General features: G+C 55.6%; 12 protein-coding genes. 2 read left to right on the top strand and 10 right to left on the bottom strand.

Annotated elements, in window-relative coordinates:
• Positions 1 to 351: 351 nt before the first annotated feature.
• The 6 genes from WCY31_RS10395 to WCY31_RS10370 form a co-directional block, all read right to left on the bottom strand.
• Positions 352 to 1,113 (bottom strand): pyrroline-5-carboxylate reductase, encoded by a 762-nt coding sequence (locus WCY31_RS10395; protein ID WP_345969754.1) that lies wholly within the window; start codon positions 1,111 to 1,113, stop codon positions 352 to 354.
• 7 nt (positions 1,114 to 1,120) lie between these two features.
• The gene (locus WCY31_RS10390) at positions 1,121 to 1,381 is read right to left on the bottom strand and encodes a hypothetical protein (protein ID WP_345969753.1); all 261 of its coding nucleotides are present in this window, start codon (positions 1,379 to 1,381) and stop codon (positions 1,121 to 1,123) included.
• A 61-nt stretch (positions 1,382 to 1,442) separates the two neighbouring features.
• Entirely contained in the window at positions 1,443 to 1,691 is a 249-nt protein-coding gene (locus WCY31_RS10385; protein ID WP_345972319.1) for a GIY-YIG nuclease family protein, read from the bottom strand.
• Between the two features lie 135 nt (positions 1,692 to 1,826).
• Complete coding sequence (locus WCY31_RS10380; RefSeq protein WP_345972318.1) at positions 1,827 to 4,754, bottom strand: hypothetical protein; 2,928 nt, start codon at positions 4,752 to 4,754, stop codon at positions 1,827 to 1,829.
• 381 nt (positions 4,755 to 5,135) lie between these two features.
• Positions 5,136 to 6,167 carry a dipeptide epimerase gene (locus WCY31_RS10375; protein ID WP_345972317.1) on the bottom strand — a complete coding sequence of 344 codons (1,032 nt, stop codon included), beginning with the start codon at positions 6,165 to 6,167 and terminating at the stop codon, positions 5,136 to 5,138.
• Positions 6,164 to 7,291 carry a DUF819 domain-containing protein gene (locus WCY31_RS10370; RefSeq protein ID WP_345972316.1) on the bottom strand — a complete coding sequence of 376 codons (1,128 nt, stop codon included), beginning with the start codon at positions 7,289 to 7,291 and terminating at the stop codon, positions 6,164 to 6,166. Before WCY31_RS10370 ends, WCY31_RS10375 begins: the two co-directional genes overlap by 4 nt.
• Positions 7,292 to 7,349: 58 nt before the next feature.
• Between WCY31_RS10370 and WCY31_RS10365 the strand changes: the two genes are divergently transcribed.
• Positions 7,350 to 7,658, top strand: a complete 309-nt coding sequence (locus WCY31_RS10365) for a hypothetical protein (protein ID WP_345972315.1) — start codon at positions 7,350 to 7,352, stop codon at positions 7,656 to 7,658.
• Between the two features lie 2 nt (positions 7,659 to 7,660).
• Positions 7,661 to 8,410, top strand: coding sequence for a 3'-5' exonuclease (locus WCY31_RS10360; protein ID WP_231019025.1), 750 nt, complete (start codon positions 7,661 to 7,663; stop codon positions 8,408 to 8,410).
• Between the two features lie 26 nt (positions 8,411 to 8,436).
• On the opposite strand, the gene WCY31_RS10355 is transcribed toward WCY31_RS10360, so the two are convergent.
• The 4 genes from WCY31_RS10355 to WCY31_RS10340 are packed head-to-tail and all read right to left on the bottom strand — an operon-like array spanning position 8,437 to position 14,129.
• Positions 8,437 to 8,814, bottom strand: coding sequence for a response regulator (locus WCY31_RS10355; RefSeq protein ID WP_345969746.1), 378 nt, complete (start codon positions 8,812 to 8,814; stop codon positions 8,437 to 8,439).
• 17 nt (positions 8,815 to 8,831) lie between these two features.
• Entirely contained in the window at positions 8,832 to 11,948 is a 3,117-nt protein-coding gene (locus WCY31_RS10350) for an ATP-binding protein (protein WP_345972313.1), read from the bottom strand.
• Positions 11,949 to 11,960: 12 nt separating this feature from the next.
• Positions 11,961 to 13,694: a hypothetical protein gene (locus WCY31_RS10345; RefSeq protein WP_345972312.1), complete on the bottom strand. Its 1,734-nt coding sequence runs from the start codon at positions 13,692 to 13,694 to the stop codon at positions 11,961 to 11,963.
• Positions 13,695 to 13,709: 15 nt separating this feature from the next.
• The gene (locus WCY31_RS10340) at positions 13,710 to 14,129 is read right to left on the bottom strand and encodes a PAS domain-containing protein (RefSeq protein WP_345969743.1); all 420 of its coding nucleotides are present in this window, start codon (positions 14,127 to 14,129) and stop codon (positions 13,710 to 13,712) included.
• Between the last annotated feature and the right edge of the window lie 49 nt (positions 14,130 to 14,178).

Genomic DNA, 14,178 nt, shown 5'->3' with positions numbered 1-14,178 from the left:
AAATTGCGCTTGCTGTTTTGGAAAAATGAAAAATAACATTTCCAAACATCGTGGTCCTTTTACTGTCTGAAATCTTGGAAAAATACTTTAAATCAAACATTTCATACCTGTTACATCTATTGTATTTTGAAATAGTTTCATTTATTCTTAAAGTAAAAAGATAGAAAAAATGGGACAATCTCAAGGACACAGAGTCGCCTGTCTCCCGTTATGAAAAGCGTATGATGCTGTTTTTCGGCCCGCGGACGAGAGGGCAACTCTGCCGCTGAACCGTGCCCTTTTTGGAGGGTCGGTAATGTTCCGCAGAGAGCGCTGGAGAGAAGACGGGGAGGTTGCACTAAAGCGCACGGCTCAGGAGGAGCGTGCCTTCTCAAAAGCACGCTCCACGGCCTGGATGCAGCCGTTTCTGACCCCGGCCGCTTCCAGTGCGCTGTAGCCGGCCGCCGTCGTGCCGCCGGGGCTCATAACGCCGTCTTTCAGCAAGGCGGGGTGTTCGTGCTGGATCAGCTCCCCGAAACCGGCGAAAAGGCCGCGCATCACGGTCATGGCGTCATCGCGCTTAAGTCCCTGTTTGACAGCACCGTCAGCGAGCGCTTCGGCGATAAGGGCGAGGTAAGCGGGACCGCTCCCGGCGAGCCCCGTGGCGATATCGAGCTCTTTCTCGCTGCCGAGCCAGAGCGTCATCCCGATCGCATCGAACAGGGAAATGGCTTCGGCTTCGAGGTGGCGGTCGCCGGTCAGCGTCGTCATGGATCTGCCGACGGTCGCGGCGAGATTGGGCATGGCGCGGACGGTCCCGGCGGCGGCGATGTGGCTCTTGAGCATTTCAACCTTTGTGCCGGCAAGGACGGAGTAGAGGGCCTCGGCTTTACCATGCAGTTTGGTACCGACCTCAACGATATTGGCCGGTTTGACACAGAGCAGCAGGGTCTTCCCGGTGATATCGAAGTCGTTGAGGAGGTGCTTGGTGACGTCGGTACCGACGGCGGCTTCAAAGGTGTCAAGATGCGCAAGATCCCGGCCGACCACCTCGATGAGATAACGCTCTTTCAGGGTTTTGGCCATGGCGACGGCCATATTGCCGTTGCCGATAAAGGTCAGTGTTTTTTTCATGGCCTGCTTACTCCTCCTCTTCGCGCATCATGTCGATCTCGTCGATGACGGCGCGACACTCTTCTTCGTCCAGTTCGCCGTTTTTGACCTCGTCAAGCAGCAGGGCGAACTCCTTTTTCAGCTCCTGCAGTTCGGCCAGCTGCGTCTTGTCCTCGTCTGTTGCATTTTTGGTTTCGGCAATTTTTTCATAAAGGTCGTCGATGAAGGACTCGATCTCGGGGATCACGTCGTTCTCCAACAGGTCGGTAAGGTCTTCAGCTTCGGTCATTGGGGGCCTTTCAAGATATTTATAAAACTATAACATACCTCTGCAGGCAGAGGCTTGAAGGTTAGCTTTTCCCGATCAGGGCGCTCTTCTTGCTGCGGGGCATCTGCTTGATGACGTATTCGCGCTTCTGCGCACTGCTTCGGTCGGGGTGGCGTTCGGTGTAGACGAGGGTGACGGGGCGGCGCGCACGCGTATAACGGGCCCCTTTGGCAGAGTGGTTATGCTCGTTGAGGCGTCGTTCAAGGTCGGTAGCGATCCCCGTGTAGTAGGTGCCGTCGCTGCATTGAACGATATAGACGCTATAGGGCATGGTATCTCCTCCGACAGGGGGCAGCACGGAAAGGGTCTCGGTCACAGGATGGACCTCACCGCAACAGCCGCTCCGATGAGGCCATTGTCGCCTGCGGCATCTTTATACGGGCTGAAAAATGGATCAGCGGTCAATCTACCACATGATTCTTCTGTTCGAATTGGCCGGCCCGCTATCCGTATTGGGCACGTTGCCTTCGCCTGTCTTCTGGCCGACGGCATTGAATTCGATCATGAAAGAGCTGTTGACATCCGGATCCGTGTTGAACCGGTCGTAGTTCAGCCACTTTTGCGTATGCAGACCGATGGATGATTTGTAGGGATAGCCTCTGCTGCCGTCATAACCGATGCTCACCGAGGAAGCCCCGGCCGCCGGAGTGCCGATGCCGCCGTTTTGATGCAGCGGTGCCGATGTCGTATAGAGGTTATAGCCGTTGTAGCGGTGGCTGAGCACGGTAATGTTCCCCTCAAGCAGGGCGCTGTGGTCCGTGTTGCGGAACCAGAGGATCGCATCTTTGCTTCGCTCGTTGTCCAGGGCGTATTGTCGTCTGAGCGTCAGATTGTTATCGCTGCTGTAGAACTCGAAAAAGAGCTGCAGCGGTTGTGTCGACGAGCAGGAACTCAGCGCGGCGCTGCTGCAATCAATACGGTAGCGGGGTGCGTGTACCCGGCCGTAGAGGAAGGTGGCAGTATCGGGGCTTGGGCTGTTGTCGGAACCGTAAACACCGTCGGTATCCACAATGTCGACGCTGGACAACGAGAGCCGGAACGGATTGACAGGCTGATTGACTCGACGGTCGAAGTTGATCCGGTATGCGATCAACGTCGTTCCGTTGGCGTCCGGCGCCGTCCGGGACGGGAAACTTGCCGTGACGTTGGTAATAGGCAGGGAACTCAATAGACCGTTCGCGGGCAGGGCGGTTTTTCCCTCACCGCTGTTAGAAACATTCGGATCCGCTTCGGTCGGGTTGAAATAGAGAAAATAGTCCAGCGCCGACGGCGGGCTGATCTGTGTTCCCGCCGTCTGCAGCGTGATATTGGTGTCTTGGGCATAACAGCTGTCGAGATAGTTGCTCAGGGTACCGATGCCGTTCGCACCCATCGCCGATACCTCTATTTCCAGGGAGGCGGTTGAGAGGTTGTAGTCATAACCTGTCTGGTTGACGTCGTTGTCTTTGTTCATGTCATAAAGATAGGTGAAGCCGCTGCCGGCGTTGTCGAGCGAGGCGTTGACGTCGAAATGGTCGGGGATGAAACGTTCGGATACTCTTGCCGTTACCAAACAGCCTACGGGGTCAGGGGATGTCCTGTTCGAATCGGGAAGGCACTCCTGCCATCCGACTTTGTTCTGATCCACACCCGTCCAGTTTGCATCGGCCAGGGTGATATTGACATCGCCGACGTTCGGGTAACTGATCGAACCCGAGCCGACACCGTCCGTGAAGCTGAACGTGAAACCGTGATCGCCGTAAGGGCAGTTGGTCGCGGCAGCTACAGGACTGAAAATGAAAGAGGCATTTTTGTCGTTGGTATTGTCAAGCGTCGTGGTATAACCGCTGGTCGGTGCCGTTCCCCCGCCGACGTAAAGGGCGTCGGATGCCAGTGTATAGGACATGCCGGCGATCTTGGGGGTAGTGGGGTCGCTGAGCTCCAAGGTGTAGGATGACGGCCGGATGGCAAAATTGTCGCTTGAACAGGCCGTCACATCCGCAGCATTGTCAAGGATACAGGCCAGGCAGCCGTAGGCGTGATTGTATTTTTCCGGCAGGATAAAGCCTTTGGAGCCGCTGTTATCGTAGGCGGAGGAGCTGCACGGCTGCTGCTCGCCCGTTAAAAGCGGGTTGAGACATACCGTGGCGATATTGGGGTATTTCTCGATCAGTTCTTGTGAAATGCCACTGGAACTTCCCAGGTTGTTCAGACACTGTGGAAGGCCGTTTAAGTTGGCGGCCCAGTTGGAGTTCAAAAAGCAGCTGCTGGCCGATTCGAGGTCGTTGAGCAGATCGCCCCAGTCCGCGTATTTGGCGAGGATACGGGTATTGCTGTTGGCGACGGCAGCCATCGTAAAGGTATTGGCATCCGCATAGCTCGTGCCGCTTTCAATGTAGGCGATGACAGGTTCGCCCGCGGGGTTTCCCGTCGTCGGTGCCGCGAGGGGAAGCTCGTCCGTACAGCTGCTGTCCGTGCGGTAAAGCAGAACTTCAAGAGGCGGCAACCATTTGAACTCTCCGCTGCTGTTGAACGTTTTGGGCGCATGCGTCGTCGGATCGAGGTAGACAACCGTCAGCGCGGTCTGCGGGTTCCCCGCCACCTTCGTTTTCAGAACCCGGCGGCTCGCAAAATTGGGGTATTCGTCGGTGTCGACGATGTCTGCCGTCGAGGGGACGGAGGGCTCTCCGCTCCCTCCTCCTCCCGCGGCGGAACAACTGGCGATGAGGCCGCCGAACGTTTCGCCGTTTTTAGCGTAGCGTCCGTACAGCAGCGGCGACGATGAGTTGCCTAGCAGTGCCAGAATATCGATGTTGAGTGTTGTGAGCGCGAATACCGAGTGGTTCCCGTCCGCAACGGCCATGTTCGGCATGTCGTACACAATGGCGTCGCCAAGGAGATCGACAAGACCGAGGTAGCCCAGATTGAGCTGCAGCGCGCTTTCGCGCTGGCAGTTTCCGGGGCTCCCGTCGACACCGCAAAAGTCGACGAGCCCTACCAGGGATTGGAGCAGCGAATTGTCGGCGATGACCTGAACATCGGAAAGGTCACCGTCCGTATTGGCGTGCTTGATCGGGATCGTGTTTTTTTGCAGGATCTGGATGCCTTCTCCCAGGTTGATCTGGATAAGGCCCAGCAGATTGATATTGATGGCATCCAGAATACCTTGGACAAGGTCGACGACATCGCAGGCGATGTAGATGACACCGTCGACGACGGTGTAGACGATTCCCTGGCTGTCAAGGATGGGGGTGAGGATGGGCAGGACATCAGTCGCGATATCAAGTACGCTGCCCGCGACAGCATGCAAAGAGCACTCCGTCACCGGCGTATCGTAACAGAGGTCCTCCTGCATGCCGGTTCTACAGACCCCAGCATCCGTGTCCCAGGCACAATACCCGGTCCGGTTGCACTGATTTAGATTGTTTTGATCTTCACACGCCGCATGACCATCATGGGAGAAAAGTAAAAAAGTCGTGGCAGCTGCGACAAACAAACGTATGGATTTACTGCTTGTCATAATTTCCAACCTCGAATAGAGTTGATAACAAAACTGTTATTTTTTAAATATTTTCATTCAAATAATCCAAAGTATAGATCGAAATATTTTGATAAAACTTAAAAACAGAAAAAAATGAAAAGATACTGTATAAAATGTTCATTTTGACAAAAATTTATTGAAATGTATATGGATTATTGAAAATGGAGAAATGTGAAGAGAAATGGAAGAATTGCGCTATAGGCGATAGCAGTTGCCGTGGACGCTGAACGGCAGGTCGGAGGGCAGGGTACGGTAGAGCAGGGGACTGTCGAGGTCAATCCAGGCGAAACGGTCGGGGTAGGCGACGGCGAGGTGGAGCGCCGCGGTGATCGAGACGGGACCTTCGAGCATGGAGCCGAGCATGCATTGGGTCCCGTAGGTTCGGCAGACGTCCAGGATGGCGAGGGCACCGGCGAGACCGCCGCACTTCATCAGCTTGATATTGATGAGGTCGGCCGCACCGGCATCGAGTACGCGTCGGGCATCTTCGGCATCGAAAACGGCTTCGTCGGCCAGGAGGGGAAAGGGAGAGCGGGCGGTGATCTGACGGAGCGCTTCAAGATCCTGCGCGGGCACGGGCTGTTCGATCAGAGCGAGGGGCAGATCGGCACATGCATCAATAAAGGCGAGGCTCTCCTGCAGGTTCCAGGCCTGGTTCGCATCGACGAGCAGCTGCGCTTTGGGGAGGGCATTGGCGATCTCCCTGATGCGCTGTGCGTCCAATCCGTCCCCTCCGCCGACTTTGACTTTAAGAATGTCGTATCCGCACTCGAAAAGTTCGGTGGCTTTGTTTCGCATCGTTTCGGGTGTATCGAGGCTGACGGTCACGGCAGTGGTGACGGGCGTTGCTTCTTTCGCACCCAGGTAGCGGTAAAGGGGGAGCCCCTCGTGCTGTGCCGCCAGCATATAGAGTGCCATGTCAACCGCCGCCTTGGCACTGCTGTTGCCCGGCAGGCAAGTGGCGACGGTATGCAGCAGTGTTTGCAGTTCGAAAGGACGTCCCTGTAAAAGCGGAAGGATTTTGGTATGTAAAGCCTGCTCGATGCTCTCGAGGGTTTCGCCGGTAATCGCTTTGGTCGCTGGTGCGCTGCCGTAAGCGCGAGCACCATTGTCCGTATGTAATTCGAGGACGACAAAGGTGACATCCTCAACACGCCGAAGCGCCGTGACAAAGGGCGTGGCGAGGGGAATGGATGCGCGATAGACGCGCGTACTGCTGATGGTCATGCGGCGATACTCTGCAGGCCGGAGGCGATCAACAGGCCGACGAGGGTGCCGATCAGATAGCCCATTACGGCCATGATGACGGCGGGACCGATGAGTAGACGGTTATAGGCGGCCGCCAGAATGGGGGCCGAAGCGACCCCTCCGATATTGGCCAGGGAGGCGACCCCGATCGTGAAGAACGAGAGTCTGAAGAGTCGTGCGATCAGGAGCATAAAGAAAGCGTGAAGGATGAGGATGGAGGCAGCTGCGGCAAGGTAGCGCGGCACCTCGGAGAAACCATGCAAGGAGGCATGCGACCCGATCAGCGCCACGAGAAGATAGAGCAGAAAGGAAGCGAGCGTGCTGCTGCCCCCCAGGCGTCGCATCGGCGTGAAACTGCCCGCGACACCCGCAAGCGTCGCGAGCAGGACACTCCAGGTGCTTTCGGGCAGGAGGGGGAGCAGTGCGGCAATGTATCTGAGCGCAGACGCGATGAGGAGTGCGATAGCCGTGAGGATGAGGATGGAGCGGAGGTTGCTTTCGCCTTCTGAAGTTTCTGATGTATTCGTTTCCATGGGATTGGCACCGTTCCAGCGGTCGAAACGGCGGGCAAAGGGGACGGCAAGCAGCAGGGCGCTGACCCAGAGCGTATAGAGCAGCGAGTCGACGACCAGCGCCGGCCCCAACTGGGCTTCGGAGATGCCAAGGGCCGCGGCGACGGCGAGCATATTGGCCGTTCCGCCGGTCCAGCTCCCGCCAAGCGCTCCGAAGACGCCGGCGGCCTCCGGTCCGAAATCAAAGAGGGCAAAGATCCCGAAGAATGCGCCGGCGATGGAGAGGACGGCAGCGCCGTAGGCCAGCAGCAGGGGGCTGCCCAGTGTGAGGAATGCATGTAGGTCCAGCCGGAGCAGCATGATGAAGAGCATCATCGGCAGGAGCCAGGATTTCACCTCTTTGTAGGCGAAAGTCTGTGCAGCGTTCTGGGCGAAGAGGCCGCTTTGAGAGAGCGCAATGGCAAAGAGGTAGATCAGGACGATGGCGGGCAGCCAGGTAAAGAGTTTGAGGGGCGCGCGCGTCTCGATCCGCCAGAGTCCGCCGCCAAGCAGGAGCACAATACCGAGATAACCGAAGACGCTTGATATCATGGGACACATTGTAGACACTTTTTGGTTAGTTACGGGTTTGCTATGGCACAATGACAGGATGTTTTATTCACTCCAGTTCTCTTTTTGGTACCTCTTCTTCGGGACGATTCTTACCTATCTCGTCTGGGGCTTCATTGTCTCCTTCGAGGTCAACCTGGCGATGGGGGGCTCGAAAATGGCACGGCGATGGATCCGTGCGCACCACACCTATAAACAGCTCTATTACGAGGTCAAGGTCTTCTATCCGATGATCTATGTAGGCTACTTTTTCCTCGAACTGCTGCCGCATCTGCTGTGGAAGACGCCCAAGGCCGTGTTTGATATGGAGCGGCTTTTCAACGAACTTTTTGACGAGGAGGAACGATAGGCATGGCGAAATTCGTATTGCTGGACACGGAGACGACGGGGGCGGGGGAGACGGACCGCATTATCCAGCTCGGGTTCATTGTCCTGGAAGCGGGACAGCAGACGGAGGTTTACAACGATTTCTGTTCCGCGGAAGTGCCGATCGCGTTCGGCGCGATGGAAGTGCACCACATTACGCCGGAGATGATCGAAGGTAAACCCCTCTGTACCGAGACGGCGGCGTACCGGGCACTTATGGCGCTGAACCGGGACGAGAACTACCTCGTGATCCACAACGCCCCTTTTGACCTGGGAATGCTGGAGAAAGAGGGGTTTGCCAATGGCATGAAACTCATCGATACCCTGCGCTGTGCCCGCCATGTTTTCGAAGAGGAAGAGGCCCACAGGCTGCAGTATTTCCGCTATAAGATGGGGCTCTACAAAGAGGAAGCGGCAGAAGCGCAGAAACTGGGGGTCGAGATCAAGGCGCACGACGCCATCGGCGACGTCCTGACGCTGAAACTCTTTTTGAGCCGTCTGCGCGCGCGTGTCCAGGAGCGTTTTCCCGGAGAAAACCCTGTCGAGAAGATGGTCGCACTGACGAAGGAACCCGTCTTTTACAAGGGGCCGATGCGTTTTGGCAAGTATAAAGGCAAGACGCTCTTTGAAATCGCGGCGGATGATCGCGGGTATCTGCAGTGGATGATGGATAAGATGGAAAACCTGGACGACGATATGCGCTATTCCGTCAATCGCGTTCTCTCAGGCGTGTAGAGGTAAAGAAGGGGGAGCCCGGCCGATCAGAGGATCAGCTGGGAGATCTTTGCGCTGAGCTCTTTCTCGCGCACCGGTTTCATCAGGAAGCCGTTCGCACCGGCTTCGAGGGCCTCGGCTTTTTTCGTCTCGTCCGTTGTCAGTACGATGACCGGCGGCTGCTTCAGGTTCTCGTCCGCACGCAGGACACGAAGCATGTCCAGGCCGCCCATGACCGGCATGATAATGTCGAGAAGTACGACGTCGATGTCTGTGGCATTTTTAAGCTCACCAATGGCATCGGCACCGTTTTTGGCTTCGATGACTTCAGCGACATATCCTGTTTTCATCAGCATGGATTTGAGCAGCTTCAGGTTGATCAGGTCGTCATCGACGGCGAGTACTTTCAGTTGTTTGTTCGGCATTCAGTTTCCTTTAGAGTTTATACGTATTTTTCAAAGATCAGACGCAGAAGGTCTTTGTTAATGACGTTTTTGATGACGTCGTTGACGTGGCTGCGTGTGGATTCATCGGGCTCGACGCCCGGGTCGACCATCATGACGGTCGCGGTTTTATGCCCTTTGCTTTCCAGGGTCTTTTGCAGGCTCTCTAAGTCAAGCCCATCAATCTCCTGGTCGAACAGCACAAGTTTGTAGGCCTTCTCTTCGAGGGCCTGCATCATATTTTCGGCACCGCTTTCGGTGTCGTACGTGAAGCCAAGATCGGCAAGAAGCTGCCCGAAGAGCTTGCTCTCAAGAATCCCTTTTTTCACCAGCAGGATATCGGCGCTATAGGTTATCTCCGGGGCAGTCTCGGCGACCGTTTCCTCCGGGGCTGCTTCTCCTGCAGCCGGGAGAGTCTCCTCGGCGGTTTCCACCTGGCGGACATCGACGATCTTGTCGCCGATGAACTGGCTGAGGAGATTGAGGATTTCGGTACGTACCAGCGGCTTGGTTGTATACTCATCCATCCCGACGTCCATGAAACGTTCGCGGTCCCCTTTGAGGGCGTTGGCCGTCAAGGCGATAATAGGCACATGCGGCTGATTTTCGTCCTCTTCGAAGTCGAGGATCTCCATGGTGGCTTCCATCCCGTCGAGGACCGGCATCTGGATATCCATGAAGATAAGGTCGAAGTTGCCGTTTTTGCGTTTCTCGAAGGCTTCGAGACCGTTGTTGGCAATGGTGATCTCCAGGCCGAGCTCTTCGAGGGTACGGCGGATCAGCTTCTGGTTGATGATGTTGTCTTCGGCGACGAGGACCTTTGCATCGAAACGGCTGTCGGCGCTGACTTTTTTACGTTTTTTCTGCGCTTTTTTGACGACGTAGTCTTCGGCGTCGAAGGATTCAAGCACCGCCTGCAGTTTTGTACCGTTCAGCGGTTCGTAGAGGACCTTGAAAAGCTCAAGCTCCATACTCTCGATCTTCTTCATGTAGTAGGACTTGGTGATCAGGACGGTGGCTTCCGGCGTCGCGCTGACCTTCTGCAGCACCTCTTCGTCACAATAGTCGAAGTCGGCGATCAGAATGTCGTAACTGCCCTTCTCCTGGAGCTGCTGCAGCTCGCGGAGGTCATTAAACGTTGTAGGTTTGACGCCGTAGAAGTTGAGGTACTCGAGCAGGTATTCCGTCTGTGCCTTCTGGCGTGTTTCATCGTTCATAATGAGCGCATTGATATTGGTAAAACTGTTTTGAAGCGATTCGTTAAGGGTCTCGATCTCTTCGAGTTCAAGGGTGAAGAAGAAGGTGGTTCCCTGTCCCGGTTCGCTTTCAAGATCGAGTTTGCCGCCCATCAGCTCGATGAAGCTACTCGAGATCGTCAGACCCAGGCCGGTACCGCCGTATTTACGGGTAATGGAGGTGTCCGCCTGACCGAAGGCCTCGAAGATGCGGGCTTTCTGCTCCGCGGTAACCCCGATCCCGCTGTCTTTGACGTCAAAGCGGATGCGGGCGCGGTTTGGCGTATCGCATGCTTCGCGGCGGACATTGACGTTGATCGCGCCGCCGCTGTTTGTGAACTTAACCGCATTGGAAAGGAGGTTGATAAGGACCTCTTTGATCTTGGTCGGGTCCCCTTTGAGCGGACGTTCCAGGCTCGGGTCGATGAAACAGCCGAGGTCGATATGCTTTTCAGAAGCACGGACGGCATAGACTTCGACGGCACTCTCGAACTCTTCGAGGGGGTTGAAGGCGATCTCTTCGATCTCGAGCTTGTTGCTTTCGATCTTGGAGAGGTCGAGAATGTTGTTGATAATTTCCAGCAGGTTCTCGGAGCTCTTTTCGATGATATCGATGAACTCGCGCTGCTCTTCCTGGAGGTCGGTGTCTTTGAGGAGTTCCGTAAAGCCGACGATCCCGTTGAGCGGCGTACGGATTTCATGGGACATGTTCGCCAGGAACATCGATTTCGCTTCACTCGCTTCCTGGGCGGAGACCTTATCCATCCGGGTCTGTTCAATGACCCCTTCAAGCAGGGCGTAGGCCTGCGCCGTACCCTTCGCCGTCTCGAGGTTGATATCGGAACTTTCGGTCTCGATACCCTCTGCCGCACGTTTCAGGACCGATTCGAGGTCCTTGATGTTGCGGGCGATATCGTTGGCAAGGAAGTAGCCCAGCAGTGCAATAATGATCGCGATGGCCCAGATGACGACGGCGGCGGTCAGGATCTCGAGGGCCTGGGTCTGGACGACGGCTGCACGTTTGTCCATCGCCTCGATCAGAACAGTTTCGGCTTCGGAAAGAAGGTTGGTCTTTTCCGAGAGCATCGCGAACCAGACACCGGACTGTGTCGAGTAGAGCCCGTCGTTGATGGCCTGGATGATCTCGGCGCGTTCGGCGGTGATATCCTCAAAGAGCTCGACATTGTCCTCGCTCTTGAAGAGAGCGTCCATGGCGGCTTTGAGGTCGGCGTCGAGGGCGGTATCGTAACTGATGGCGTCGGCCCGGCCGATCAGCGAGAGCCAGCGGTTGACCTCTTCCGTCTCAAGCGCGGTGGAGCGGGCGAGAATGAAGGAGATGAAGTCGCGTTCGGAAGCGGTATAGAACTCCGACTGGAGCAGGTTGTAGTAGGCGGAGGCACTGGAAGAGAGCGCCTTGTCGTCGGAAATCTGGGTGATGTGCCCGAGAATATCGAGGATGGACGTCAGCAGGCTGCCGTAGGCTTCGGCATAAACGGATTCAAACTCTGCGTTGCCGGTATCGACGGCGTTACGGACCTCTTCGATGGTGTTGGCCGTTCCTTGCAGCGTGGTGCTGTCCTGGACGTTCAGCGTTCCACTGAGCTGTGCCAGGCCCTGGTCAACGATGTCGCGCTGGGCCAGCAACGATTTTTTCGTCGCTTCGGAGTGGTTACCCATGTACATAACGGTCATCCCGCGTTCGCGGGAAATGTTGGTAAAGAGTTCATTGAGGTATTTGTTCTCTGCCAGTTTCGTTTGGAGGACTTCCGCGGACTGGTAGTCTTTGAACGAGGTATAAACGTAGAAACTGGCAAGGCTCAGCAGGAGGAGGATCGGCAAGAGGCTGATCAGACGCAACTGGCTTTTAAGTCCCAAATTCATATAGCTTCCTTTTTAGAGTTGTTTCAAGAGTGAATAAAAGTGTTCCGCTTCCTTTTTCAGGGCCGGAAGCTGCTCATGTCTAAGCAGCTTGGTCAGGCTGCGGGAGACGTCCTCGATGCGGAGGTTGTCTGAAAGGCCTTTGAATTCGAAGGCCACGGAGCGCACTTTCTTCAGGTTACCGTCATCGATCGCCTGCATGATTTCGCTTTTTTTCTTTTTGGCGTCCTCGACGAAATCTGTCACCAGACTTTTGACGAAGGATTCGCTCAGACCGATTTCGGCCGCGGCCCGCGTGAGGTCGTAATGGAGCTTGGTCTCTTCGGCACCAGACATCAGCGCGGTGTCTTGTGAAGCCTCGCCGCTGAGTTGTCGGTAGTGTTCCCCCTCTTCGGCATCGTCGATCAGGTGCTGTTCCTTCTCGGGGATGATGTCGAGGCTGAAGGGTTCGACATCCTCGACGGGTTCGCGGGGTTCCTCCTCGATTGCCGGGGCATTTTCATCTTTGATCGGCGGCAGTTCGATATCGTCATCCATCAGGCTGCCCAGCTCCAGAGACGCCGGCTCCTCTTCGACGGTCGGCGGTTTAAGCTCTTCCTTGAAGCCTGGGGACTCCTCGGGTGCGGAAGTGCCCAGAAGGTCGCCGAAGTCATAGAGGTCGTCCTCTTCCGCCGGCTCTGAGACAGCGGGTTTACTGGCCTCAGGTTCGAAGACTTCGCTTGCCGGTGCCGCCGCTTCGGTCATTTCCGGAAGCGGTTTGCCTTCCATTTTGGCAACGATAAGGTAGAACTGCTTCAAGTTGGCTTCGATCTCGACCTGGTCGCGTGAAGCGTTGACGATGCTCAGCACCTCGAAGGCGTCTTCGATCCGGAGGTTGGCCGCGACCCCCTTGAGTTTGTGCGAAAGGAGGTGAACTTCGTCGAAATCCTCTTCATGGTTGGCATTGAAGAGCCCCGTTTTGAATTCGTGGGCCTGCTGGATAAAGTCGCCGATGAACTCCTCGATCAGTTCGACGGGAAGACCGAGTTCGCTTGCAGCGATATTGGGGTCGAAAACGTAGTCATGATCCGTCTGCAGGTTGTCCAGATAGGCCTGCTCTTCCTGGTTGATATAATCGCCGAGCATCGGCCGTTCGGTTTTTTCGGGGGCGGAAACCGGTTCAAAGGTTTCCGGCATATAAGGCTCTTCTTCCAGTGCGAAGGGCTCGGGTTCGGGGCTTTCGGTTTCAAAGCTCTCCGGTTCGCTCAGGGATCCGTCAAGGTTGATATCGGGCAGGTCGATCGCCGGGAGCTCTTCAAATTCAAACTCCTCTGCCGGTGCAGGCGGTACGATCGGCGCTTCGGGTTCGTGGGGACGTACCGGATGCTCTTCAAATGCCGGCATTTCTGCCGGGGAGGGACGTTCAAAGGGCTCCATCGCCCCGCTGAGGGCCTTAACCTGCTTGAGATGAACGACATACCCTTCGTTGTCTGGGGCATCGGTCATGAAGATCGGTGACAGGGCCAGTGTACACGAGAAATGGACCTTGTCGTTCTGGATAATGGCACGGGTGTCTTCGGCGTCGGCATGGAGGACGAAGTCGATCCAGGGGAAGTTCTGGAAGTTGTGGATGTACCCCGGTTTCTTGACGAACATTTCAGCCACATCCCTGTGTTCCGCCAGAAATTCGGAAAGGGTTTTGTATCCGAGATGGTGTAGTGTTTCGTCGTCAATACCCACCAATTCTTTGTTGTGGTTGTAGATCAGCACAATGCCTCCTTCAGGTTATGATTCTGCTTCTTCGCCGCGCAGGCGTTCGTAAAGCGTTTCGGCCTCTTCGATGGCCGCTTCGCTGGCCCCTTTGCGCGCTGCGGCATATTTGGTGATTGCCCCGGTCTCGTCCTGGATCGGCGTGATCGTTGTTTCGACCCAGTAATACCGTCCGTCTTTGCGCAGGTTTTTGACAAGACCAGTCCACACATTACCCTGTTTGATGGTATTCCACATCATCTCAAAGGCCTTTTTCGGCATATCCGGGTGGCGGATGATATTGTGCGGCTGTCCAATCAGCTCCTCTTTGGTGTAGCCGGAGATTTCACAGAACTTCCGGTTGGCGAAGGTAATGATCCCATTGAGATCCGTTTCACTCACGATCGCACGGCCTTCGAATTTAAACTCTTCATCTATCGGTTCTACTACCTGCATAGTCGACCTTGTTTTAATTTGTGTCTGGATAAATATAGCATATTAACCG

The organism is Sulfurimonas sp. HSL3-1 (assembly GCF_039645995.1).
Lineage (GTDB): Bacteria > Campylobacterota > Campylobacteria > Campylobacterales > Sulfurimonadaceae > Thiomicrolovo > Thiomicrolovo diazotrophicus.
This window is presented reverse-complemented; position numbering and strand designations above follow the sequence as displayed.